The sequence below is a fragment of the Vogesella sp. EB genome (genome assembly GCF_001037925.1).
Lineage (GTDB): Bacteria > Pseudomonadota > Gammaproteobacteria > Burkholderiales > Chromobacteriaceae > Vogesella > Vogesella indigofera.
This window is the reverse complement of sequence record NZ_LFDT01000010.1, coordinates 1-22,966: the sequence shown is the minus strand read 5'-3', so window position 1 is coordinate 22,966 and position 22,966 is coordinate 1. Positions and strand designations below refer to the sequence as shown.

Sequence of the window (22,966 nt, the reverse complement as noted above, 5' to 3'; positions counted from 1 at the left end):
CGATGAACGGCTGGATGGATAAATATGCCCAAAGAAATAGCTATCCCCATCATATCTACATTAACAGTTGGCTATGGCACAGATCCTAACCTTGTCTCTCCTTCTACGCCTTGGTCACACACTCTCTCCGAAGAACAACGTAAGCTTGCTGCAGCACTCAGCGATACGATTCTTCCAGCCAAGAATGAATTTCCTGCACCCAGCAAGATGGGGATAGTAGACTTTCTTGATGAATGGGTTAGTTCCCCGTATCCGCAGCAACAGAATGACAACAAATTGATTCTATCTGGTCTGAAGCTAGTTGAATCTCAATCACGGCAAAAATTCAACAAGGGCTTTGTGGATCTGACTGAGGATCAAAAGCAAACGATTGTGTGGGGAATTGCTAGCGACACAGAAGCTGGATCAGGGACACCAGGAAGGTTGTTTTTCAAACGATTTCGCTATCTGGTTATCGGAGGCTATTTTACGTCAGATATTGGCTTGAAAGCTATTGGATATGTAGGAAATACCCCTATGCAGAGCTATCCTGGCATATCCAGTGAAGTGCATAATATCCTTGAAGAGGAATTAAAGCGCCTAGGCCTGTCGTGAGGTATTTAGCTTAATGAATGGTAGTAAATCCATCTGGTTCGGCATGTAGCTCAGCCGTGTGCCTCGATATCCCTGCTCAACAGAAGGCCAAGGGGCATGTTGGAATATATCGTAGACAATGGCCTGACAACGACACAAACGACATAGTCAGCGGATACGGATCAGGACTAGCTTCCCCATCTGGACAAATGCAGAAGATTGGACTAAAAAAAGCTTAGCACTAGCATAATTGTATATTTTTCCATCATTGAAGGAGGGGCGTGCAATGGCGAAAACCAAGCAAGAGTTATTTCCTGGGCAAGAGATGAAGTGTGGAAAACCGATCGAGGTGCCAGGAGGCATTCAACTCGAAGCCAAGGATATAGGTGATGAATGCTACCTTGGCCCATGTGTAGATGGTGTACGTGAGCAGTTCTTTTTTGCTGGAGATGGGTGCACCGATGGGCCATATTACACGACAGAAGGCTGCGAAGTGTTCACTCTCTCTGACAGTATTCAAATCGCTTGGGAAGTAGGTGGAGCCAGCAATGTTCGATATTACCAAACCCAAGATGTCCTCCCAAAGGATACAGCCATAAAGGTAAAAGTCGCCAAAGTAGGGAAAGAAAATTACGAGCTCAGGCTGCGAGAAATAATTGGGAATTATAGCCCTGCGCCATTCGCATCAATACTTAATCCCGTAGCAAACCAAGTGCTTCCTGCCAGACTAAGCAAGAACATGAAATTTGCCGTTCAAATCGGCGGGGCGAATTTCACGTTAAACGCCTTGTCCGTGCAGTGGAACGGAAAATTTTTTGAGATGACAATTGAGGATGGCTGGCTTCTTCACATAAAGGTTTCTGGCGACGATTTCTAGTGGACTGCCCCGGCTCCTGTAGGCAATCCTGCCCTACGAGGCTCACGAGGTATCTAGGAAAGCGGGGGCGATTCAAACGACTTGTGGAGCAAAGTCGAACAGATATAGTGCATCACGCTCCAGCAAATGTTCGAATGAAACCATTCGTCTTGCGGTGACGGATGGGAAGCGCCCACGAATGATAGTTCCGGATGGAGTAACTACTTGCCGAGCAGGCGTATGTGCGTCCCTCTGCCGGCCCTGCCAACAGCCTGTAGCATGTACTTGAAAGGTCATGATATCTCCCGACTCGCGGCCGAGAAGGCGCAGAAGCCCCTCTCGGCACAACGAGTTAGCTTAAAAAAGACAAACGGGGACTTGACCTTGAGGAACGAGAGAACGATACTTGGCTTGTGGAAGCCCTTTATGTATCGAGTTTCGCTCGTATTCCTAAAGGTTCAAGTAGGGGCGGGTGCTGGAACACCCGCCCTTTCTTGTTTGCATCTGGGGTAGTGTCAAAATACTTTCTCGAATCCGTGTGCTGCACACTCCCTTCTTTGAACTCTAGCTACCAAATTATATGGTAGCTCTGTTTTGCCGATTTCGGGACGGATATTCTAGTCTGTTCGATACGATATTTCCAATTAAATTATCTCAGATACAGGCCAATCATTATTGTGGGCTGGTACTGTAATATAAATAAATCACTGAAATCATTTCCAACCTTGGAAATGATATAAATATCTTACTGTTTACCACTTCAGCGGTTGGAATCGATAGACTGTGAACCGAATAACAACCCAGCTGAAAGGTGGGCAAAAACAAAAAGGCCCAGCCATCTCTGACTGGACCTTTCTCTTCTGACTACTTAATTTTTCAGCTATATGCTGAAAATTTGCATCAACTCTGCAAACCTACATCAGCGAAGCTGTTGCTCAGGCCTGGCCTTCCAGTCGCATCTGCGGGAAAAGGATGACGTCGCGGATAGAAGGCGAATCGGTAAGCAGCATCACCAGACGGTCGATGCCGATGCCGCAGCCGCCGGTCGGTGGCAGGCCGTATTCCATGGCGCGGATGTAGTCGGCGTCGTAGTGCATCGCCTCGTCGTCGCCGGCATCCTTCTGCTCGACCTGCGACAGGAAGCGCGCGGCCTGGTCTTCCGGATCGTTCAGCTCGGAGTAGCCGTTGGCGTGTTCGCGGCCAACGATGAACAGCTCGAAACGCTCGGTGATCGACTGGTCGGCATCGGAGCCGCGTGCCAGTGGCGACACTTCTACCGGGTAGTCGACGATGAAGGTCGGGTTCCACAGCAGGCTTTCCGCACACTCTTCGAACAGCGTCAGCTGCAGGCTGCCCAGCCCAGGTGCCGGTGGCAGTTTGCCGCCCAGACGCTGGATCTCCGCGGCCACCCAGTCGGCATCGAACAGCTGCGCGTCGGTGTACTGCGGGTTGTAGTGCTTGATGGCGCCGACGATGGTGAAGCGGTCGAACGGCTTGCCGAGGTCCACTTCCTTGCCGTGGTAGGTCACGGTGGTGTGGCCGGTGGCGGCGATGGCGCACTGGCGGATGATGTGCTCGGTCATCTGCATCATGCGCTGGTAGTCGCTGTAGGCCTCGTAGAATTCGATCATGGTGAACTCGGGGTTGTGGCGCGTGCTCATCCCCTCGTTGCGGAAGTTGCGGTTGATCTCGAACACGCGCTCCAGACCGCCGACCACCAGGCGCTTCAGGTACAGCTCCGGGGCCACGCGCAGGTACAGCGACATGTCCAGCGCGTTGTGGTGGGTGACGAATGGCTTGGCGGTGGCACCACCCGGGATCGGGTGCATCATCGGGGTTTCCACTTCCAGATAGTGCTGGGCGACCATCACTTCGCGGATGGTCTGCACGATCTTGGAGCGCTTGATGAAGGTGTTGCGGCTGTGTTCGCTGGTGATCAGGTCGACGTAGCGCTGGCGGTATTTCTGTTCCTGGTCGGTCATGCCGTGGAACTTGTCCGGCAGCGGACGCAGCGACTTGGTCAGCAGGCGCAGCTCGGTCACGTTGACTGACAGCTCGCCCTTGTTGGTCTTGAACAGGGTGCCGCACGCGGCAATGATGTCACCCATGTCCCAGTGCTTGAACGCGGCATGGACTTCCGGACCGACGCCCTGGTCGTTGATGTACAACTGGATCTGGCCGGTCACGTCCTGGATGGTGGCGAAGCTGGCCTTGCCCATCACGCGCTTGAGCATCATGCGGCCGGCGACGGCGACCTGCACGTTCAGCGGCTCCAGCTCTTCCTTGCTGTTGTCGTTGTAGCGGGTGTGCAGATCGCCGCTGAAGTCTTCGCGTTTGAAGTCGTTGGGGAAGGCAACGCCGGCTTCGCGCAGGGCTTTCAGTTTGTCACGGCGCTCGGCCATGATGTGGTTTTCGTCGTGCTGCGGCTGGCTGGATTCGTGTTCCGACATGGTATCTCCATCAATGTAAAAGGTTGGCCGCATCGCGTGCGGCCAACCTCGGGTATCGTTTAAACGCCCTGTTTCAGGCTGGCTTCGATAAAGCCGTCCAGGTCGCCGTCCATCACGCCCTTGATGTTGCCAACTTCATAGCTGGTACGCAGGTCCTTGATGCGCGACTGGTCGAATACGTAGGAGCGGATCTGGTGGCCCCAGCCCACGTCCGTCTTGCTGTCTTCCAGCGACTGCTTGGCTTCGTTGCGCATTTTCAGTTCGCGCTCGTACAGCTTGGCGCGCAGCATCTGCCACGCTTCGTCGCGGTTGCGGTGCTGCGAGCGGTCGTTCTGGCACTGCACCACGATATTGGTCGGGATGTGCGTCAGGCGCACTGCCGAATCGGTCTTGTTGATGTGCTGGCCGCCGGCACCGGAGGCGCGGTAGGTGTCGGTACGCACGTCGGCCGGGTTGATGGTGATCTCGAAGCTGTCGTCCACTTCCGGATACACGAACACCGAGCAGAACGAGGTGTGGCGGCGGGCGTTGGAGTCGAACGGCGACACCCGTACCAAGCGGTGGACGCCGACTTCGGTGCGCAACAGGCCGTAGGCGTACTCGCCCTCGATCTTGATGGTGGCACTGGAGATGCCGGCCACTTCGCCTTCCGATTCTTCCAGGATGTCGACCTTGAAACCCTTGCGTTCGGCGTAGCGCACGTACATGCGCAGCAGCATGCCGGCCCAGTCCTGGGCCTCGGTGCCGCCGGCGCCGGCCTGGATGTCCAGGAAGCAGTGGTTCGGGTCCATCGGGTCATGGAACATGCGGCGGAATTCGAGCTTGGCCAGCTTGGCCTCGACCTCGTCCAGATCTGCCTTCACCGCCAGGATGGTGTCGTCGTCGCCTTCGGCGCGGCCCATTTCAAACAGTTCGGCGCAATCGGCGAGGGTGGCGGCGATGCCTTCGATCACCAGTACCACGTCTTCCAGCTGCTTGCGCTCACGGCCCAGTTCTTGTGCCTTTTTGGGGTCGTTCCAGATATCGGGATCTTCGGTCAGGCGGGAAACTTCTTCCAGACGGTCTTTTTTACCGTCGTAGTCAAAGATACCCCCGGATATCAGTGTTGCGGGTAGCCAGATCGTCGATCTGTGCCTGAATTTGATTGAGTACTTCGGCTTCAATCATGGTGTTTCGACCTCCAAAAAGAGCGGGATTGCGTTGTGATTCGGTAATTCGGTAAAGACAAAAAGCGCACCTTGCGGTGCGCTTTTGCCGGAACGCTCAGTCATCAACCCAGCAGGTGGGCAACGCCGGCGCGTTCTTCTTCCAGTTCGTTCAGGGTGACGTTGATGCAGTCACGGCTGAACTGATCGATTTCCAGGCCTTCGACCATCTTGTACTCGCCGTTTTCGCAAGTCACAGGGAAACCGAACATCACGTCTTTCGGGATGCCGTAGGAACCGTCGGACGGGATACCCATGGTCACCCACTTGCCGTTGGTGCCCAGTACCCAGTCGCGGATGTGGTCGATGGCGGCGTTGGCGGCCGAAGCGGCCGAGGACAGGCCACGTGCTTCGATGATGGCGGCGCCACGCTTGCCCACGGTCGGCAGGAACACGTCGCGGTTCCATTCGTGGTCGTTGATCATGTCTTTGACCGACTGGCCATCGATGGTGGCGAAGCGGTAGTCGGCGTACATTGTTGGCGAGTGGTTACCCCACACGGCCAGCTTCTCGATGGCGGCAACCGGTTTGCCGGTCTTGGCGGCGATTTGCGACAGCGCGCGGTTGTGGTCCAGACGCAACATGGCGGTGAAGTTTTTCGGATTCAGGTCCGGCGCCGACTTCATCGCGATGTAGGCGTTGGTGTTGGCCGGGTTGCCGACTACCAGCACTTTTACATTGCGGTCAGCCACCTTGTTCAGGGCGGCGCCCTGCACGGTGAAGATTTCGGCGTTGGCGGTCAGCAGGTCCTTGCGTTCCATGCCTTTGCTGCGCGGACGGGCGCCAACCAGCAGGGCAACCTGTACATCCTTGAAAGCCACTTCCGGGTCGTCGGTCGCAACCATGCCGGCCAGCAGCGGGAACGCGCAGTCTTCCAGTTCCATCATCACGCCTTTAACGGCGGTCTGGGCTTGTGGCAGGTCCAGCAGTTGCAGGATGACAGGCTGGTCCTTGCCCAGCATTTCACCACTGGCAATGCGGAACAACAGGCTGTAACCAATCTGACCGGCTGCACCAGTGACGGCGACGCGAACGGGGGCTTTCATCGATGTACTCTCCTTTAGAACTTTGGAATGACTGCTCTTTGGATGCTGCTTTGCAACAGTTTCAGCGAGTTTAGCATGCTGCACCGCCTTTGTGCTGCCCTTGCACCGCTCTGTGCAATCAGGACGTGACTTTTTGTCTTATGTCTTATATAAGACTAGTGTTTACCTTGATCGCGTTTGGTGTTAAAAAGTCCATGAACAGCAAGAGTCTCAATCGTATCCCTTTGTATAGACAGGCAAGACAGCAGATTCTGGAGCGTCTGTGCGATGGGGAGTGGCAGGTGGCGGAGTCGCTGCCCAGCGAGTGGGAGCTTGCCGAACAGCTGTCCGTCAGCCAGGGCACGGTACGCAAGGCGCTGACCGAATTGGTGGCCGACGGGGTGCTGTACCGGCAGCAGGGCAAGGGCACCTTTGTGGCGCCCGGCGCCGATGACTGGGCCGGGATGTCGATGATCTCGCCGGGGCTGTTGTCGGAGAGTCCGGACCGTCTGCAGCGCGAGTTTCTCGGTATCGCGCGCGGCAATGCGCCGGATGATGTGTCGGCGGCGCTGGGTTTGCGCCGCGCGGCGCCGCTGTTCCGCATCCGCCTGTTGTGGCGGCTGCGCGGTCAGGCGGTGGCGCTGGACGAGGTGCTGTTGTCGGCCGAGCGTTTTCCGGCGCTGGATTCGCGCTGGCTGCGCCAGTTGCCCGGGGTGTGGGCGGTGCTGCAGCAGCATTTCGGCGTCCGCTTGCGGGTAGCCACCGAACAGTGGCGGGCGGTGGTGCTGGAGCGCGACGAGGCGCAGTTGCTGGCGACGCTGTCCGGCACGCCGGTGCTGTCGCACCTGCGGCTGGCGGTGGATGTTAACGGCGCGGCGGTGGAGTGGCGGCAGCGCTTGTGTCTGACCGACCGGCTGGCGTTGACGCTGCAGCATTTGCCGGCATGACGATGTGTCGCAAACGCGGTTCTCTGTGTCGCATTTCGGATAGCCCGGTCGGCAGCGACGCGCAGATTTGGTAGAATCTTCAGATTATGTTGCACGTGCAGCATCGTGCAGCATGATCTTGATGGATCAGGGGTGGCCCCTGGCTCCTAACGGCGACGGCAGTTTTCGGGCCGCCGCTAACGTAAAAAACCACTTGGTTCATGCACATCCAAGGAAGCTATATGCAGAAGCAACGACCAAAGCACTTAGATCTGAGCAAGATCAGACTGCCCGTGCCGGGTATTGTCTCGATCCTGCACCGGATCAGCGGTGTGGCACTGTTTTTCTCCCTGCCACTCCTGATTTACCTTCTCAGCGGTTCGCTCAGTTCCGCCGACGCCTTTGACAGCTACCGCGCTGTTGTCGCCCATCCCCTGGTGAAATTGATCCTGATCGGCTTGCTGTGGGGCTTCCTGCACCACGCTGCCGCCGGCATCCGTTTCCTGCTGCTGGATATCCACAAGGGACTTGAGCTGCAAACTGCCCGCGCTACCGCGAAAATGGTTCTGGCCGTTAGCCTGAGCCTGACCGCCATCATCGGAGGCATCCTATGGTAAACCGTCAAGTTGTCGGTGCTCACTACGGCCTGAAAGACTGGATCGTCCAGCGCGCCACGGCCGTGATCATGCTGGTGTATACCGCCGCACTGATCCTGTTCCTGCTGGCCATGCCTTCCGGCTATGAAGGCTGGAAGCTGCTGTTCGGCCAGACCTGGGTAAAAGTGCTGACCCAGACCACCTTGATTGCGCTGTTCCTGCATGCATGGGTAGGCATTCGCGATCTCTGGATGGACTACATCAAACCCGTTGGCGTGCGTTTGACCATGCACACCCTGACTGCGGTTTGGCTGGTGTCCTGTTTTATTTATTCGCTTAAGGTTGTATGGGGGCTGTAATGACCATTCCCGTTCGTCGATTTGATGCAGTAATTGTTGGCGGCGGTGGCGCAGGTCTGCGTGCTGCCTTGCAACTGTCCGAGTCCGGCCTGAAAACTGCCGTACTGTCCAAAGTATTCCCGACCCGTTCGCACACCGTTGCCGCACAAGGTGGTATCTCCGCCTCGCTGGGCAACGTGCAGGAAGACCGCTGGGAATGGCACATGTTCGATACCGTGAAGGGTTCGGACTGGCTGGGTGACCAGGACGCCATCGAATTCATGTGCCGCAAGGCGCCTGAAGCCGTGATCGAGCTTGAGCACTTCGGTATGCCGTTCGACCGTCTGGAAAACGGCAAGATCTACCAGCGCCCGTTCGGCGGCCACACCCAGAATGAAGGCGAAGCGCCAGTGCAGCGTGCCTGTGCCGCGGCCGACCGTACCGGTCACGCCATGCTGCACACCCTGTACCAGCGTAACGTGCGCGCCAACACCCAGTTCTTCATCGAGTGGATGGCGCTGGACCTGATCCGTGACGAAGACGGTGACGTGGTTGGCGTGACCGCACTGGAAATGGAAACCGGCGAGGTTTACAACTTCCACGCCAAGGGCGTGCTGTTCGCCACCGGTGGTGCCGGCCGTATCTACGCCGCCTCCACCAACGCCTTCATCAACACCGGTGACGGCCTGGGCATGAGCGTGCGTGCCGGCATCCCGCTGGAAGACATGGAGTTCTGGCAGTTCCACCCGACCGGCGTGGCCGGTGCCGGCGTGCTGATTACCGAAGGCGTGCGCGGCGAGGGCGGTATTCTGCTCAACGCCAACGGCGAACGCTTCATGGAACGCTACGCGCCTAACCTGAAAGACCTAGCCCCGCGTGACTTCGTGGCCCGCTCGATGGAACAGGAAGTGCTGGAAGGTCGTGGTTGCGGTCCGAACAAGGATCACGTGTTGCTGAAACTGGACCACCTCGGTCCGGACATCATCAAGCAGCGTCTGCCTGGCATTCGCGAGATCGCCATCAAGTTTGCCGGTGTCGACCCGATCAAGGAACCGATCCCGGTGATCCCTACCTGCCACTACATGATGGGCGGTATTCCGACCAACTACCGTGGCGAAGTGGTGATCCCGAAAGGCGACAATCCGGAAGCCCGCGTCAACGGCTTCTACGCTGCCGGCGAATGCGCGTGCGCCTCGGTGCACGGTGCCAACCGTCTGGGTACCAACTCGCTGCTCGACCTGGTGGTGTTCGGCAAGTCGGCCGGTGACAGCATGGTCGAATTCATCAAGAACGAAATGCCGACCTGGAAACCGTTGCCAGCCAACGCCGGCCAGATCTCGCTGGATCGTATCGCGCGTCTGGACAACCAGACCGGTGGCGAAGAAGTCGCCGACGTGCGCGCCGCAATGCAGCGTACGGTACAGGCGCGTGCCGCCGTGTTCCGCAACTCGGAAAACCTGGCGCTGGGCGTGAAGGAAATCCAGGAAGTGGCCGAGCGCGTGAAGCGCACCCAGATCAAGGACAAGTCCAAGGTGTTCAACACTGCCCGCGTGGAAGCGCTGGAACTGGAAAACCTGATCGAAGTGGCCGTGGCGACCCTGATCTCGGCCGATGCGCGCAAAGAGTCCCGTGGCGCCCACGCCCACGCCGACTACCAGGAGCGCGACGACGAAGTCTGGATGAAGCACACCCTGTACTACGGTGAAGATCGTCGTCTGACCTACAAGCCGGTACACACCAAGCCGCTGTCGGTTGAGTACATCGCACCGAAAGTGCGTACCTTCTAAGCGCCGGCCGGAGACTTATATGAAAACAGCACGTTTTTCCATCTATCGCTATGATCCGGACAAGGACGCCAAGCCGTACATGCAGGATTACGAGGTCGAGCTGTCGCCGACCGACGTGAAACTGCTGGACGTGATCGTCAAGCTCAAGGCGATGGACGACACCCTGTCGTTCCGCCGCTCCTGCCGCGAGGGCATCTGCGGTTCTGACGCGATGAACATCAACGGCAAGAACGGTCTGGCCTGCGTGACCAACGTCGCCGATCTGAAACAGCCGATCGAGCTGCGTCCGCTGCCGGGCCTGCCGGTCATCCGCGACCTGATCGTGGACATGACCCAGTTCTTCAAACAGTACCACTCGATCAAGCCGTACGTGATCAACGACACGCCACCACCTGAGCGCGAGCGTCTGCAGTCGCCGGAAGACCGCGAAGAGCTGGATGGCCTGTACGAGTGCATCCTGTGCGCTTGCTGTTCCACGTCCTGCCCGTCGTTCTGGTGGAACCCGGACAAGTTCGTCGGCCCGGCCGGCCTGCTGGCGGCGTATCGCTTCATTGCCGATACCCGCGATCTGGCGACCAACGAGCGTCTGGACAACCTGGAAGACCCGTACCGTCTGTTCCGCTGCCACACCATCATGAACTGTGTTGACGTATGTCCTAAGGGTCTGAACCCGACCAAGGCCATCGGCAAGATCAAAGACCTGATGGTCAAGCGTGCGGTATGACCGATTTTGATCCGATCGAACTGAAACGGATCCGCTGGCGCTCGCGCCGTGGCCTGCTCGAACTCGACCTGGTGCTGGAGCGTTTCCTCGCCAACGGTTTCGAGCAGCTCACCACGGCCGAGCTGTTTGCGTATCAGAAATGCCTGGATCTGGGCGATAACGACTTTCTGGACTACGTGAACGGCAAGGCGGAAGTGGACGATCCCGAGCTGGCGCACATCATCGGGATCTTGCGGGCAGCCTGAGGCCCGCAGCAGCAAACAATTATTACAACGACCACAAATTAGACTGGGAGTATTGCTGTGGAAAACAATCGTAAAGTGACGCTCACCTACAACGACGGCAAAGACACGCTGGAAATGCCGGTGCTGAAGGGTACCCTGGGACCGGACGTCGTTGATATCCGCGCCTTCTCCAAGACCGGCATGTTCACCTTTGACCCGGGTTTCCTGGCTACCGCCAGCTGCGAATCCGCCATCACCTTTATCGACGGTGATATCGGTCAGCTGTACTACCGCGGTTACCCGATCGAACAACTGGCCGAAAAGAGCGACTACCTCGAAGTCTGCTACCTGCTGCTGAACGGCGAACTGCCGACCGCGGCGCAACGTGCCGAGTTCGAACGTGGCGTGATGCGCCACAACATGCTGCACGACCAGATCATCAGCTTCTACAAGGGTTTCCGCCGCGATGCGCACCCGATGGCCGTGATGGTGGGTGTGGTCGGCGCGCTGTCCGCGTTCTATCACGACTCGCTGGACATCAATAACTCCGAACATCGTCGCATCTCCGCGCACCGCCTGATCGCCAAGCTGCCGAACATTGCCGCACAGGCCTATCGCTACAACAAGGGCCTGCCGTTCTCCTATCCGAAGAACGGTCTGACCTACGCCGAGAACTTCCTGCACATGATGTTCTCCACCCCGTGCGAAGAGTACAAGGTGAATGCGGTGACCGCGCGCGCGCTGGACCGTATCTTCACCCTGCACGCCGACCACGAGCAGAACGCGTCCACCTCCACCGTGCGTCTGGCCGGCTCCTCCGGTGCCAACCCGTTCGCATGTATCGCCGCCGGTATCGCCTGCCTGTGGGGCCCGTCGCACGGCGGCGCCAACGAGGCGGTACTGAAGATGCTGGACGAAATCGGCTCCGTGGACAACGTGGCCGAATTCATGCAGGGCGTGAAGGACAAGCGCTACAAACTGATGGGCTTCGGCCACCGCGTGTACAAGAACATGGACCCGCGCGCCGCCATCATGAAGAAGACCTGCGACGAAGTGCTGACCGAGCTGGGCCTGCAGAACGATCCGAAGTTCAAGCTGGCGATGGAACTGGAAAAGATCGCGCTGTCCGATCCGTACTTCATCGAGCGCAAGCTGTACCCGAACGTCGACTTCTACTCCGGCATCGTGCTGTCCGCGATCGGTATTCCGGTATCGATGTTCACGCCGATCTTCGCGCTGGCACGTACCGTGGGCTGGATCTCGCACTGGACCGAAATGATCGCCGATCCGGCGATGAAGATCGGCCGTCCGCGCCAGCTGTACACCGGTGCTCCGCGTCGTGACTTCATCGACGAAGGCAACCGCTAAGCAGTAGACAAGGTTGGCCGCACGCTTGCGGCCAACCTTTTTCTGCCCGCTGGGGCAGGGCAGAGCGTTCTGTCAAAGGGAGCGGGGGTGTCAAGCGCCCACTCTCTTTGTCAAAACGGTTTTTGCAAAGCAGCAACGCAGACAAAAGGGTCGAATAATGATGCAATCCATGTACAGTCATTCCTACCTGTTTGGTGGGAATGCACCGTTCATCGAGGATCTCTACGAGCAGTACCTCGCTGATCCGACAGTCGTTTCGCCGGAGTGGCGGGACTACTTCGACAAGCTTTCTACCGCGCCTGGTGCTGCCGACCGTGATGTCGCTCACCAGCCGATCCAGGAATCCTTCATCCAGCTGGCCAAGCGCCCGCCGGTGGCACAGCGCAGCAGCGCCGCTACCGACTGGGAGTCGATGCAGAAACAGGTGGCGGTGCTGAAGCTGATCTCGGCCTACCGCGTACTGGGTTCGCGCCAGGCCAACCTCGACCCGCTGAAGCGCATGGACCAGGCAACGCTGCGCGAGCTGGATCACGCCACCCACGGCCTGACTGATGCCGACATGGCGGTACACTTCAACGTCGGCTCGCTGGTGGCGCCGCAAAAGCTGCCGCTGTCCGAGATCATTGCCCGTCTGAAGCAGACCTACTGCGGCAATATCGGCGTCGAGTACATGCACATCACCAACTCCGAAGAAAAGCACTGGGTACAGAAGCGCTTCGAGGGTGACCTGTCGACCCCGCACTACAACGCCGACAAGAAAAAGCGCATTTTCAAGCAGATCACCGCTGCCGAAACGCTGGAACGCTACCTGCACACCAAGTACGTCGGCCAGAAGCGTTTCTCGCTGGAAGGTGGCGAATCCGCCATCGCCGCGCTGGACCACCTGATCCAGAACGCCACCTCGGTGGGTGTGGAAGAGCTGATCATCGGCATGGCCCACCGTGGCCGCCTGAACGTGCTGGTCAACACCCTGGGCAAGCAGCCGCGCGACCTGTTCGCCGAGTTCGAAGGCAAGGCGGCGCAGGAGCTGGCTTCCGGCGACGTGAAGTACCACATGGGCTTCTCCTCCGACATCCCGACCGCCAACGGCCCGATGCACGTGTCGCTGGCGTTCAACCCGTCGCACCTGGAAATCGTCAACCCGGTGGTCGAGGGTTCGGTGCGCGCGCGTCAGGATCGCCGCAAGGACAGCGAGCGCAAGGCTGCGGTACCGGTGCTGATCCACGGTGACTCCGCCTTTGCCGGTCTCGGCGTCAACCAGGGCACCTTCAACCTGTCGCAAACGCGCGGTTACGGTACCGGCGGCACGCTGCACATCGTGATCAACAACCAGGTCGGCTTCACCACCTCCGATACCCGCGACATGCGTTCCACGCTGTACTGTACCGACGTGGCGAAAATGATCGAAGCGCCGATCTTCCACGTCAACGGCGACGATCCGGAAGCGGTGTGCTACGTGATGCAGGCAGCGCTGGACTTCCGCATGAAGTTCAACAAGGACGTGGTCATCGACCTCGTCTGCTACCGCAAACTGGGCCACAACGAGGGCGACGACCCGTTCCTGACCCAGCCGATGATGTACAAGAAGATCGCCAAGCACGGCGGCGTGCGCGCGATGTACGCCGAGCGTCTGGTGGGCGAAGGCGTGCTGACCGCCGCCGAGGCCGACAACTTCATCCAGGCCTACCGCGATGCGCTGGACAAGGGCGAACACGTCGAGCAGACCGTGCTGTCCAACTACCGCCGCGAACACGCGCTGGACTGGTCGCAGTACCAGGGCACCCACTGGGCACACCCAACCGACACCTCGCTGCCGCACGCCGACATCCAGCGTCTGGCCGAGAAGTTCACCTCGGTGCCGGAAAACTACAAGCTGCACCCGACCGTGAAGCGCGTGCAGGATGCCCGTCGCGCGATGGCTGCCGGCGAGCAGGCGATCGACTGGGGCATGGCCGAAACGCTGGCTTACGCCTCGCTGGTAACCAACGGTTACGGCGTGCGCATCTCCGGTGAAGACTCCGGCCGCGGTACCTTCTCGCACCGTCATGCCGTAGTGCACGACCAGAACCGCGAGCGTTGGGACCAGGGCACCTACGTGCCGCTGCGCAACATGTCGGACAACCAGGCCGATTTCCTGGTGATCGACTCGATCCTGAACGAAGAAGCGGTCCTCGCTTACGAGTACGGCTACGCCTGCTCTGCACCGGACCAGCTGGTGATCTGGGAAGCCCAGTTCGGCGACTTCGCCAACGGTGCCCAGGTTGCGATCGACCAGTTCATCTCCTCCGGCGAAACCAAGTGGGGCCGTCTGTGCGGCCTGACCACCATCCTGCCGCACGGCTACGATGGCCAGGGCCCGGAGCACTCCTCCGCGCGTCTGGAACGCTGGCTGCAGCTGTGTGCCGAGCACAACATGCAGATCGTGATGCCGTCCGAAGCCAGCCAGATGTTCCACGTGCTGCGCCGCCAGGTACTGCGTCCGTTCCGCAAGCCGCTGGTGATCTTCCTGTCCAAGCGCCTGCTGCGCTACAAGGATGCGATGAGCCCGCTGGAAGACTTCACTTCCCACAGCTTCCGTCCGGTGATCGGCGATGCCGGCATCAGCGATGCCAAGGCAGTGAAGCGCGTGATCCTGTGTTCCGGCCAGGTCTACTACGATCTGGTCAACGGCCGCAAGGAGCGCGAGCTGGACAGCGAAGTGGCGATCATCCGCGTCGAGCAGCTGTATCCGTTCCCGACCGAACAGCTGCAGGCCGAGCTGGCACGCTTCTCCCACGTGAAGGAAATCATGTGGGTGCAGGAAGAGCCACGCAACCAGGGTGCCTGGTACCAGATCCGCCACCGTCTGGAGGCGCTGCTGGGCGCCAAGCAGACCCTGCTGTTTGCCGGTCGTCCGTCGTCGGCATCGCCGGCCGTGGGTTACATGAGCAAGCACGTTGCGCAACTGAAGGGCTTCATCGAAGAAGCCATGTCGGTTAACAAATAACACCTGTAGAACAAAGGGCGGCTGCCAGCCGCCCCAAAACGGAGAAGAACATGGCCATTATCGAAGTGAAAGTGCCGCAGTTGCCGGAATCGGTTTCCGAAGCCACCCTGATGTCCTGGCACAAGCGTGTCGGTCAGGCGGTTGCCCGTGACGAAAACCTGATCGATCTGGAGACCGACAAGGTCGTGCTGGAACTGCCGGCACCGCTGGCCGGCGTGATCGTCGAAATCATCGAGCAGGATGGCGCGACCGTGGTTTCCGGTCAGCTGATCGCCCGCATCGACACCGCGGCTACCGCCGGCGATAGCGCCCCGGCCGCAGCAGCCGCTGCCCCGGCCCCGGTTGCCGCGGCACCGGTACAGGCTGCAGCGCCTGGCGGCGCGGCGATGCCGTCGGCTGCCAAGCTGGCTGCCGAAAGCGGCGTGGACCTGGCCGGCGTGGCCGGCTCCGGTCGTGACGGTCGCATCCTGAAAGAAGACGTGGCCGCTGCTGCCGCCAAACCGGCACCTGCCGCTGCCAAGCCGCTGGCACCGCTGCCACCGGTTGCTGCCGATGCCTCCGGTCGTCCGGAGCAGCGCGTGGCGATGTCCCGCCTGCGCCAGCGCGTGGCCGAGCGCCTGCTGCAATCGCAGCAGACCAACGCGATTCTGACCACTTTCAACGAAGTGAACATGAAGCCGCTGATGGACCTGCGCGCCAAGTACAAGGACAAGTTCGAGAAAGAGCACGGCGTGAAGCTGGGCTTCATGGGCTTCTTCGTCAAGGCCGCTGTAGCCGCGCTGAAGAAATTCCCGATCGTGAACGCCTCGGTTGACGGCAACGACATCATCTACCACGGCTACTTCGACATCGGCGTCGCCGTTGGCAGCCCGCGTGGCCTGGTGGTACCGGTGATCCGCAACGCCGACCAGCTGTCGCTGGCCGACATCGAGAAGCAGATCGCCGAATTCGGCAAGCGTGCGCAGGAAGGCAAGCTGACCGTGGAAGAGCTGACCGGCGGTACCTACACCATCTCCAACGGCGGTACTTTCGGCTCGATGATGTCGACCCCGATCATCAACCCGCCACAGTCCGCCATCCTCGGCATGCACGCCACCAAGGAGCGTGCGGTAGTGGAAAACGGCCAGGTCGTGGTGCGCCCGATGATGTACTTGGCACAGTCCTACGACCACCGCATCATCGACGGCCGCGAAGCGGTGCTGTCGCTGGTGGCGATCAAGGATGCGATCGAAGATCCGGCCCGCCTGATCCTCGACCTGTAAGCCTGTCCGGGACGGCTGGTCCCGCTTTCCCGGTTGCGGCCAACCTTGAGGGGTTGGCCGCAATGAATACAAGGAACAATCATGAGTCAACAGTTTGACGTGGTGGTAATCGGCGGTGGCCCAGGCGGCTACGTCGCTGCCATCCGTGCTGCCCAGCTGGGTTTCAGCACCGCTTGCGTGGACGCCACCAAGAACCCGGAAGGCAAGCCTTCGCTGGGTGGTACCTGCCTGAACGTCGGTTGCATTCCGTCCAAGGCACTGCTGCAGTCGTCGGAAAACTTCCACGCGGTACAGCACGACTTCCAGAAGCACGGCATCAGCGTCGACGGCGCCCAGATGGACGTGGCCAAGATGCTGGCGCGCAAGAACGACATCATCACCAAGAACGCCGGTGGCATCGCCTTCCTGTTCAAGAAGAACAAGGTTGCCAACGTGCACGGTCTGGGTAGCCTCAAGGGCCGCCAGGGCGAGAAGTGGGTCATTGAAGTGACCGACAACGGTGCCGTGGTCGACACCCTGGAAGCCACTCACGTGATCGTGGCCACCGGCTCCAGCCCGCGTCAGCTGCCGGGCCTGCCGACCGACAACCAGATCGTGCTGGACAACGAAGGCGCACTGGCGCTGGCAGAAGTGCCGGCCCGCCTGGGCGTGATCGGTGCCGGCGTGATCGGCCTGGAAATGGGTTCGGTATGGAAGCGCCTCGGCGCCGACGTCACCATCCTCGAAGCGATGCCGACCTTCCTCGCCGCTGCCGACCAGCAGATCGCCAAGGAAGCGTTCAAGACGCTGACCAAGGATACCGGCCTCGACATCAAGCTGGGCGTGAAGATCGGCGAGATCGTCAAGGGCGATAACGGCGTGACCGTGAACTACGAGCTGAACGGCGAAACCGTGAAGGCCGAGTTCGACAAGCTGATCGTGTCCATCGGCCGCCTGCCGCACACTGCCGGTCTCGGCGCCGAAACCGTCGGCCTGCAGCTGGACGAGCGCGGTTTCGTGGTGGTCGATGATCACTGCCTCACCAACCTGCCGAACGTGTGGGCGATTGGCGACGTGGTGCGTGGCCCGATGCTGGCGCACAAGGCGTCGGAAGAGGGCGTGGCCGTGGCCGAGCGTATCGCCGGCCAGAAGCCGCACGTCGATTTCGGCGTGATTCCGTGGGTGATCTACACCTCGCCGGAAATCGCCTGGGTCGGCAAGACCGAAGAGCAGCTCAAGGCCGAAGGCATCGAGTACAAGAAGGGCACCTCCGGCTTTGCCGCCAACGGTCGCGCGCTGGGCCTGGGTCAGGCACAGGGCACCGTCAAGCTCTTGGCCTGCGCCAAGACCGACCGCATCCTCGGCCTGCACATGATCGGACCGATGGTGTCCGAGCTGGTCACCGAAGGTGTGGTGTCGATGGAGTTCAAGGCCGCCAGCGAAGACCTGGCGCGCATTGTCCACGCCCATCCAAGCCTGTCGGAAGTGGTGCACGAGGCGGCGCTGGCTGCCGACAAGCGCGCACTGCACGGCTAAGCACGCTACACGATTAAACAAGACCGCCCGCGCCGCGGGCGGTACAATCGCAGAATCACAGGCATAGCAAGGTTGGCCGCAAGGCCTGCCAACTATCCACCCGAAAGGAAACTCAATGAACCTGCACGAATACCAAGCGAAAGAGCTGCTGGCCAAATACGGCTTGCCGGTGCAAAAGGGCATTCTGGCGAACTCGCCAGAAGAAGCTGCTGCTGCTTACGACACTCTGGGCGGCAAATTTGCCGTTGTTAAGGCCCAGGTCCACGCCGGTGGCCGTGGCAAGGCCGGTGGCGTAAAAGTGGTGAAAAGCCGCGAAGAAGCCGCTGAAGTTGCCAAGAGCCTGATCGGTACCAATCTGGTGACCTACCAGACTGACGCCGCTGGCCAGCCAGTTCACAGCGTACTGGTATGCGAAGACATGTACCCGGTACAGCGCGAACTGTACCTGGGCGCCGTGGTTGACCGTGGCTCCCAGCGCGTGGTGTTCATGGTTTCCACCGAAGGCGGCGTGGAAATCGAAAAAGTAGCGGAAGAAACCCCGGAAAAAATCATCAAGGTGGAAGTGGATCCGCTGGTCGGCATGCAGCCGTTCCAGGCACGCGATTGCGCGTTCGCCCTGGGCCTGTCCGGCAAGCAGATCGGTGAATTCACCAAGCTGATGCTGGGCGCTTACGACGCGTTCGTGTCCAACGATTTCGCACTGTTCGAAGTGAACCCGCTGGCGCTGCGTGAAAACGGCGAACTGGCCTGCGTCGACGGCAAGATCAACCTCGACTCCAACGCCCTGTACCGTCACCCTGAGCTGCTGGCCCAGCGCGACAAGTCGCAGGAAAACGAGCGCGAAGTGAAAGCTTCCGAGTTCGACCTGAACTACGTGGCACTGGAAGGCAACATCGGCTGCATGGTGAACGGCGCCGGTCTGGCGATGGCCACCATGGACATCATCAAGCTGAAAGGCGGCCAGCCGGCCAACTTCCTGGACGTAGGCGGCGGCGCCACCAAAGAGCGCGTGATCGAAGCGTTCAAGCTGATCCTGGCCGATACCTCGGTCAAGGGCGTGCTGATCAACATCTTCGGCGGTATCGTTCGTTGCGACATGATCGCCGAAGCGATTATCGCTGCTGTCAAAGAAGTGAACGTGACCGTTCCTGTCGTTGTGCGCCTGGAAGGCAACAACGCTGAACTGGGCGCCAAGATTCTGGACGACTCCGGCCTGAAGCTGGTATCCGCCCAGGGCCTGAACGACGCAGCCGAGAAGATCGTTGCTGCCGTTGCCGCGCTTTAATCACCTGCACCGCATAAGGATTTCAAAATGAGCGTATTGGTAAACAAAGATACGAAAGTGCTGGTGCAAGGCTTCACCGGCAAGAACGGTACTTTCCACGCCGAACAGGCGCTGAAAGTCGGCACCAAGGTTGTCGGTGGCGTGACCCCGGGCAAGGGCGGTTCCGAGCATCTGGGCCTGCCGGTGTTCAACACCATGAAGGACGCTGTACGCCAGACCCAGGCCGATGCCTCGGTAATCTACGTACCGGCAGCTTTCGCCAAGGATTCCATCCTGGAAGCCATCGATTCCGGCGTGAAGCTGATCGTGTGCATCACCGAAGGCGTGCCTACCCTGGACATGCTGTACGTGAAGAAAGCCGTCGACGAAGCCGGCATCCGCCTGATCGGCCCTAACTGCCCAGGTATCATCACCCCGGGTGAGTGCAAGATCGGCATCATGCCGTGGCACATCCACAACCCGGGCCGCATCGGTATCGTGTCCCGTTCCGGCACCCTGACCTACGAAGCCGTGGCACAAACCACCGCGTTGGGTCTGGGCCAGTCGACCTGCATCGGTATCGGCGGCGACCCGATCCCGGGCACCAGCCACATCGATGCGCTGAAACTGTTCCAGGACGATCCGGATACCGACGCTATCGTGATGATCGGTGAAATCGGCGGCTCCGCAGAAGAAGAAGCGGCCGAATTCGCCAAGCAGTACGTGACCAAGCCGGTTGTTGGTTACATCGCCGGTGTGACTGCCCCGAAAGGCAAGCGCATGGGCCACGCTGGCGCCATCATCTCCGGCGGCAAGGGTACTGCCGAAGAGAAGTTCAAGGCTTTCGAGCAGGCTGGCATCGCCTACACTCGCAGCCCGGCCGAAATCGGCAAGACCATGTTCGAACTGCTGAAAAGCAAGGGCATGATCTAAGTCGCAAGACTGCCTGATCCAAGCACAACGCCACCGTTCGCGGTGGCGTTTTTCATTGTGTGACGGAAGTGGTGTGGCAGAGTTATGACCGCAAGGTTGGCCGCAACGTCTGCGGCCAACCTTGTGCGGTCCGTGCACCTGCTGCAGTGCGCTGCTCAGTGTCCCGGCAGCAGGATTTCGCGGGTCAGCGTGATCCAGGCGCGGGCGGCGTGCGACAGGTAGCTGTCCTTCTTCCAGATCAGGCCGATGTGCCACATGATGCGCTCCTCGTCGACCGGCACCACGTCGAAGCGGTGCGGCTCCAGGTGACTGGCGACCACTTCCGGCAGCAGCGCGATGCCGAGCCGCGCTTCCACCATCGCGGCGATGAAGTCCCAGTGCGCACTGCGCCCGGCGATGTGCACGCTCTTGCCGAGCAGGCGGAAGGCGTCGGTGATGCGCGCGCTGAGCGAGAAGTCCTCCGGATAGAACACCAGCGGCCGGTCGGCGATGTCGAGCAGGGTGACGCTGCTCATGCCGTGCCACGGGCTGCCGGTGGGGGCGATCAGGCACAGCCGGTCGCGCACCAGGCTCAGGCTTTCGAACACGCTGTTGTCCACCGGCAGCACCGCGGCGCCGATTTCCAGCAGGCCGTTGCGCACGCTGCTTTCGATGGCGCGGGCGCCGTCTTCCACCATCTTCAGCTCGACATTGGGATAGCGGTCGCGGAAGGCGCCGACCACCGGCGCGAAAAAGGCACCGCCGGTCATCGGCGGCAGGCCGACCACCAGCTCGCCGCGCGCCAGCTCCGCCAGTTCCGCCAGCTGGCTGTTGAGGCGCAGCTGTGCCGCCAGCACGTCCTGGCCGCGCTGGTAGACCACGCGGCCGGCGTCGGTGAGGTGGAAGCTCTTGCCTTCGCGGATCAGCAGCGGGCTGCCGATCTCGTCCTCCAGCTGTTTCACCATCTTGCTGATGGTGGGCTGGGTGACAAACAGCGCCTCGGCGGCGCGGGTAAAGTTCTGCTGGCGCACCAGCTCGGTAAAGTAACGCAGCGCCTTGATGTCCATCTTGACTATGCCTTAATGGAATTGATTTGATAATTTTAATTCATTTCCAGAATGAACGGCGGCTACCTATACTGCAATCACTCTCTGTGTTGTGTTGTGGCTCGTAACGACAACCAGCCGCTGGCACCCAGGCTGCAGAACGGATTCTCCTCCCGACTCGCGCCGCCAGTGACAGGTTGTGATCGGTGGTAGCGATACCGCTGAAAGGCATCAGCCGAGTGCTGAATCAGAATTGACTGATGCCTCGTACATCCGGGGATTGTGTACGAGGTTTATTCCTTGGATTCCCCTTACGAGCATGTTAGGCCGGCTACTTAGCCGGCTATTTTTTTGCCCGCCGTTGATTAATTCCATATTGGAATGATTTTGATAATTTTAATTCATTTCCGGAATGCCTAGCGCCTGCTTATACTGCAATCACTCTCTGTGTTGTGTTGTGGCTCGTAACGACAACCGACGCTGGCACCCAGGCTGCAGAACGGATTCTCCTCCCGACTCGCGCCGCCAGTGACAGGTTGTGATCGGTGGTAGCGATACCGCTGAAAGGCATCAGCCGAGTGCTGAATCAGAATTGACTGATGCCTCGTACATCCGGGGATTGTGTACGAGGTTTATTCCTTGGATTCCCCTTACGAGCATGTTAGGCCGGCTACTTAGCCGGCTATTTTTTTGCCCACCGTTGGTTGATTCCATATTGGAATGATTTTGATAATTTTAATTCATTTCCGGAATGTCTAGGGCCTGCTTATACTGCAATCACTCTCTGTGTTGTGTTGTGGCTCGTAACGACAACCGACGCTGGCACCCAGGCTGCAGAACGGATTCTCCTCCCGACTCGCGCCGCCAGTGACAGGTTGTGATCGGTGGTAGCGATACCGCTGAAAGGCATCAGCCGAGTGCTGAATCAGAATTGACTGATGCCTCGTACATCCGGGGATTGTGTACGAGGTTTATTCCTTGGATTCCCCTTACGAGCGTTGTTAGGCCGGCTTCTTAGCCGGCTATTTTTTTGTCCGTCGCCGTCGGATGGCAGGCGCACGGCTCGCCGCTGGAGGCGTCTTCCAGCGTTTTCAGGATGCCGCAATCGGCCAGCGTGTGCGGGCTGTGGCAGCGCCCGCGCAAGGCCAGCAACTGCTGCTCCAGCTGCTGCAGCGTCTCGATCTGGCTGTGCACGCGGCGGATCTGGTCGTCGATCAGCGCATTGACACGGTCGCAGGGCTCCGGTGCCGGATGCTGGTGGTAGTCGGCCAGCTGGCGGATGTCGGCCAGCGACATGCCCAGCGAACGGCAGTGGCGGATGAAGTTGAGCTGCTCGACATGGCCCGGCTCGTAGCGGCGATAACCGCTGGCGCTGCGCGCCGGTGCCGGCAGCAGTCCCTCGCGCTCGTAGTAGCGGATGGTTTCCACCTCGCAGCCAGTCTGTCTGGCCAATTCCCCGATTTGCATCAGCCTGCTCCCGCCATCATTAATTCGTGCTTGACCCTATAGTAGCTACAGGGTGTGCAATACACGAATGAAATTTGCGGGAGTCCGCCATGTCCTCTTGTTGCAAGCACCAGCCCGCCGCCGGCGCGGCCGCATCCTGCGCCACGCCGGAACACCACGGCCATGACCACAGCGGCCACGATCATGCCGCCCACGCCGAGACCCCGCCGCCGGCCAACGCCGCCAGCGCCCGCCTGCAGCTGGCGATCCCGGCGATGGATTGCCCCACCGAGGGCCAGCTGATCGCCAAGGTGCTGCGCCCGCTGGCCGGTGTCAACGACCTGTCCTTCAACTACATCGAGCGCACGGTGACGCTGCACCACGACGGCGTGGTCGAGACCGAGGTGCTGGTGGCGCTGTCGGCGATCGGCATGCCCGCCACGCTGCACGCGAGTGCCGCCCC

At 59.8% G+C, this 22,966-nt stretch carries 19 protein-coding genes and 1 pseudogene; 15 read left to right on the top strand and 5 right to left on the bottom strand.

Features of this window, described 5'->3' with window-relative positions; all coding sequences use genetic code 11:
• Positions 1–24 precede the first annotated feature (24 nt).
• Positions 25–594: a gluconate 2-dehydrogenase subunit 3 family protein gene (locus tag ACG97_RS17225; RefSeq protein WP_082133692.1), complete on the top strand. Its 570-nt coding sequence runs from the start codon at positions 25–27 to the stop codon at positions 592–594.
• Positions 595–859: 265 nt separating this feature from the next.
• Positions 860–1,450, top strand: coding sequence for a hypothetical protein (locus tag ACG97_RS17575; protein WP_156167994.1), 591 nt, complete (start codon positions 860–862; stop codon positions 1,448–1,450).
• 914 nt (positions 1,451–2,364) lie between these two features.
• Here the strand turns inward: ACG97_RS17575 and lysS are convergent.
• The 3 genes from lysS to ACG97_RS07885 form a co-directional block, all read right to left on the bottom strand.
• Entirely contained in the window at positions 2,365–3,879 is a 1,515-nt protein-coding gene (gene lysS / locus ACG97_RS07895; protein ID WP_047966810.1) for a lysine--tRNA ligase, read from the bottom strand.
• Between the two features lie 59 nt (positions 3,880–3,938).
• A protein-coding gene (prfB, locus tag ACG97_RS07890; protein ID WP_120810658.1) for a peptide chain release factor 2 occupies positions 3,939–5,043 on the bottom strand; the annotation gives its coding sequence in 2 pieces (ribosomal slippage) (positions 3,939–4,961 and positions 4,963–5,043; 1,104 coding nt in all).
• A 106-nt stretch (positions 5,044–5,149) separates the two neighbouring features.
• Entirely contained in the window at positions 5,150–6,130 is a 981-nt protein-coding gene (locus ACG97_RS07885) for a malate dehydrogenase (RefSeq protein WP_047966809.1), read from the bottom strand.
• A 194-nt stretch (positions 6,131–6,324) separates the two neighbouring features.
• Here ACG97_RS07885 and ACG97_RS07880 point away from each other — a divergent pair, with 194 nt between their 5' ends.
• The 12 genes from ACG97_RS07880 (at position 6,325) to sucD (ending at position 20,032) form a co-directional block, all read left to right on the top strand.
• Entirely contained in the window at positions 6,325–7,056 is a 732-nt protein-coding gene (locus ACG97_RS07880; protein WP_047966808.1) for a GntR family transcriptional regulator, read from the top strand.
• A gap of 221 nt (positions 7,057–7,277) precedes the next feature.
• Positions 7,278–7,652 carry a succinate dehydrogenase, cytochrome b556 subunit gene (sdhC, locus tag ACG97_RS07875; RefSeq protein WP_047966892.1) on the top strand — a complete coding sequence of 125 codons (375 nt, stop codon included), beginning with the start codon at positions 7,278–7,280 and terminating at the stop codon, positions 7,650–7,652.
• Entirely contained in the window at positions 7,646–7,990 is a 345-nt protein-coding gene (sdhD, locus tag ACG97_RS07870) for a succinate dehydrogenase, hydrophobic membrane anchor protein (protein WP_047966807.1), read from the top strand. The genes sdhC and sdhD overlap by 7 nt, the downstream gene beginning before the upstream one ends.
• Complete coding sequence (gene sdhA, locus ACG97_RS07865; RefSeq protein ID WP_047966806.1) at positions 7,990–9,756, top strand: succinate dehydrogenase flavoprotein subunit; 1,767 nt, start codon at positions 7,990–7,992, stop codon at positions 9,754–9,756. The genes sdhD and sdhA overlap by 1 nt, the downstream gene beginning before the upstream one ends.
• A 19-nt stretch (positions 9,757–9,775) precedes the next feature.
• Complete coding sequence (locus tag ACG97_RS07860) at positions 9,776–10,480, top strand: succinate dehydrogenase iron-sulfur subunit (protein ID WP_047966805.1); 705 nt, start codon at positions 9,776–9,778, stop codon at positions 10,478–10,480.
• On the top strand, positions 10,477–10,725 hold the full coding sequence (locus tag ACG97_RS07855) for a succinate dehydrogenase assembly factor 2 (RefSeq protein WP_047966804.1): 249 nt from the start codon (positions 10,477–10,479) through the stop codon (positions 10,723–10,725). Before ACG97_RS07860 ends, ACG97_RS07855 begins: the two co-directional genes overlap by 4 nt.
• Before the next feature lie 57 nt (positions 10,726–10,782).
• Positions 10,783–12,072, top strand: coding sequence for a citrate synthase (gene gltA / locus ACG97_RS07850; protein ID WP_047966803.1), 1,290 nt, complete (start codon positions 10,783–10,785; stop codon positions 12,070–12,072).
• Between the two features lie 157 nt (positions 12,073–12,229).
• Positions 12,230–15,058, top strand: a complete 2,829-nt coding sequence (locus tag ACG97_RS07845; protein WP_047966802.1) for a 2-oxoglutarate dehydrogenase E1 component — start codon at positions 12,230–12,232, stop codon at positions 15,056–15,058.
• Between the two features lie 50 nt (positions 15,059–15,108).
• Positions 15,109–16,320 (top strand): 2-oxoglutarate dehydrogenase complex dihydrolipoyllysine-residue succinyltransferase, encoded by a 1,212-nt coding sequence (odhB, locus tag ACG97_RS07840; RefSeq protein ID WP_047966801.1) that lies wholly within the window; start codon positions 15,109–15,111, stop codon positions 16,318–16,320.
• A gap of 81 nt (positions 16,321–16,401) precedes the next feature.
• Positions 16,402–17,835 carry a dihydrolipoyl dehydrogenase gene (gene lpdA / locus ACG97_RS07835; protein WP_047966800.1) on the top strand — a complete coding sequence of 478 codons (1,434 nt, stop codon included), beginning with the start codon at positions 16,402–16,404 and terminating at the stop codon, positions 17,833–17,835.
• A 115-nt stretch (positions 17,836–17,950) separates the two neighbouring features.
• Positions 17,951–19,120, top strand: a complete 1,170-nt coding sequence (gene sucC / locus ACG97_RS07830; protein ID WP_047966799.1) for an ADP-forming succinate--CoA ligase subunit beta — start codon at positions 17,951–17,953, stop codon at positions 19,118–19,120.
• A 27-nt stretch (positions 19,121–19,147) separates the two neighbouring features.
• Entirely contained in the window at positions 19,148–20,032 is an 885-nt protein-coding gene (gene sucD, locus ACG97_RS07825) for a succinate--CoA ligase subunit alpha (RefSeq protein WP_047966798.1), read from the top strand.
• A gap of 155 nt (positions 20,033–20,187) precedes the next feature.
• Here the strand turns inward: sucD and ACG97_RS07820 are convergent, their stop codons facing one another.
• Together ACG97_RS07820 and cadR are read right to left on the bottom strand one after the other, a co-directional pair.
• Entirely contained in the window at positions 20,188–21,078 is an 891-nt protein-coding gene (locus ACG97_RS07820) for a LysR family transcriptional regulator (RefSeq protein WP_047966797.1), read from the bottom strand.
• A 993-nt stretch (positions 21,079–22,071) separates the two neighbouring features.
• Positions 22,072–22,524: a Cd(II)/Pb(II)-responsive transcriptional regulator gene (cadR, locus tag ACG97_RS07815; protein ID WP_047966796.1), complete on the bottom strand. Its 453-nt coding sequence runs from the start codon at positions 22,522–22,524 to the stop codon at positions 22,072–22,074.
• An 89-nt stretch (positions 22,525–22,613) separates the two neighbouring features.
• Between cadR and ACG97_RS07810 the strand changes: the two are divergent.
• Positions 22,614–22,966, top strand: a pseudogene (locus tag ACG97_RS07810) (hypothetical protein); the annotation flags it as partial.

Bases quoted from the DNA above. Each gene is read 5' to 3' on its own strand.
- sucD (WP_047966798.1), top strand. From the start codon at position 19,148: ATGAGCGTATTGGTAAACAAAGATACGAAAGTGCTGGTGCAAGGCTTC.
- ACG97_RS17575 (WP_156167994.1), top strand. From the start codon at position 860: ATGGCGAAAACCAAGCAAGAGTTATTTCCTGGGCAAGAGATGAAGTGT.
- ACG97_RS07845 (WP_047966802.1), top strand. From the start codon at position 12,230: ATGATGCAATCCATGTACAGTCATTCCTACCTGTTTGGTGGGAATGCA.
- sucC (WP_047966799.1), top strand. From the start codon at position 17,951: ATGAACCTGCACGAATACCAAGCGAAAGAGCTGCTGGCCAAATACGGC.
- ACG97_RS07860 (WP_047966805.1), top strand. From the start codon at position 9,776: ATGAAAACAGCACGTTTTTCCATCTATCGCTATGATCCGGACAAGGAC.
- ACG97_RS07820 (WP_047966797.1), bottom strand. From the start codon at position 21,078: ATGGACATCAAGGCGCTGCGTTACTTTACCGAGCTGGTGCGCCAGCAG.
- cadR (WP_047966796.1), bottom strand. From the start codon at position 22,524: ATGCAAATCGGGGAATTGGCCAGACAGACTGGCTGCGAGGTGGAAACC.
- lysS (WP_047966810.1), bottom strand. From the start codon at position 3,879: ATGTCGGAACACGAATCCAGCCAGCCGCAGCACGACGAAAACCACATC.
- ACG97_RS07880 (WP_047966808.1), top strand. From the start codon at position 6,325: ATGAACAGCAAGAGTCTCAATCGTATCCCTTTGTATAGACAGGCAAGA.
- ACG97_RS07885 (WP_047966809.1), bottom strand. From the start codon at position 6,130: ATGAAAGCCCCCGTTCGCGTCGCCGTCACTGGTGCAGCCGGTCAGATT.
- lpdA (WP_047966800.1), top strand. From the start codon at position 16,402: ATGAGTCAACAGTTTGACGTGGTGGTAATCGGCGGTGGCCCAGGCGGC.
- odhB (WP_047966801.1), top strand. From the start codon at position 15,109: ATGGCCATTATCGAAGTGAAAGTGCCGCAGTTGCCGGAATCGGTTTCC.
- sdhA (WP_047966806.1), top strand. From the start codon at position 7,990: ATGACCATTCCCGTTCGTCGATTTGATGCAGTAATTGTTGGCGGCGGT.
- ACG97_RS17225 (WP_082133692.1), top strand. From the start codon at position 25: ATGCCCAAAGAAATAGCTATCCCCATCATATCTACATTAACAGTTGGC.
- ACG97_RS07855 (WP_047966804.1), top strand. From the start codon at position 10,477: ATGACCGATTTTGATCCGATCGAACTGAAACGGATCCGCTGGCGCTCG.
- sdhD (WP_047966807.1), top strand. From the start codon at position 7,646: ATGGTAAACCGTCAAGTTGTCGGTGCTCACTACGGCCTGAAAGACTGG.
- sdhC (WP_047966892.1), top strand. From the start codon at position 7,278: ATGCAGAAGCAACGACCAAAGCACTTAGATCTGAGCAAGATCAGACTG.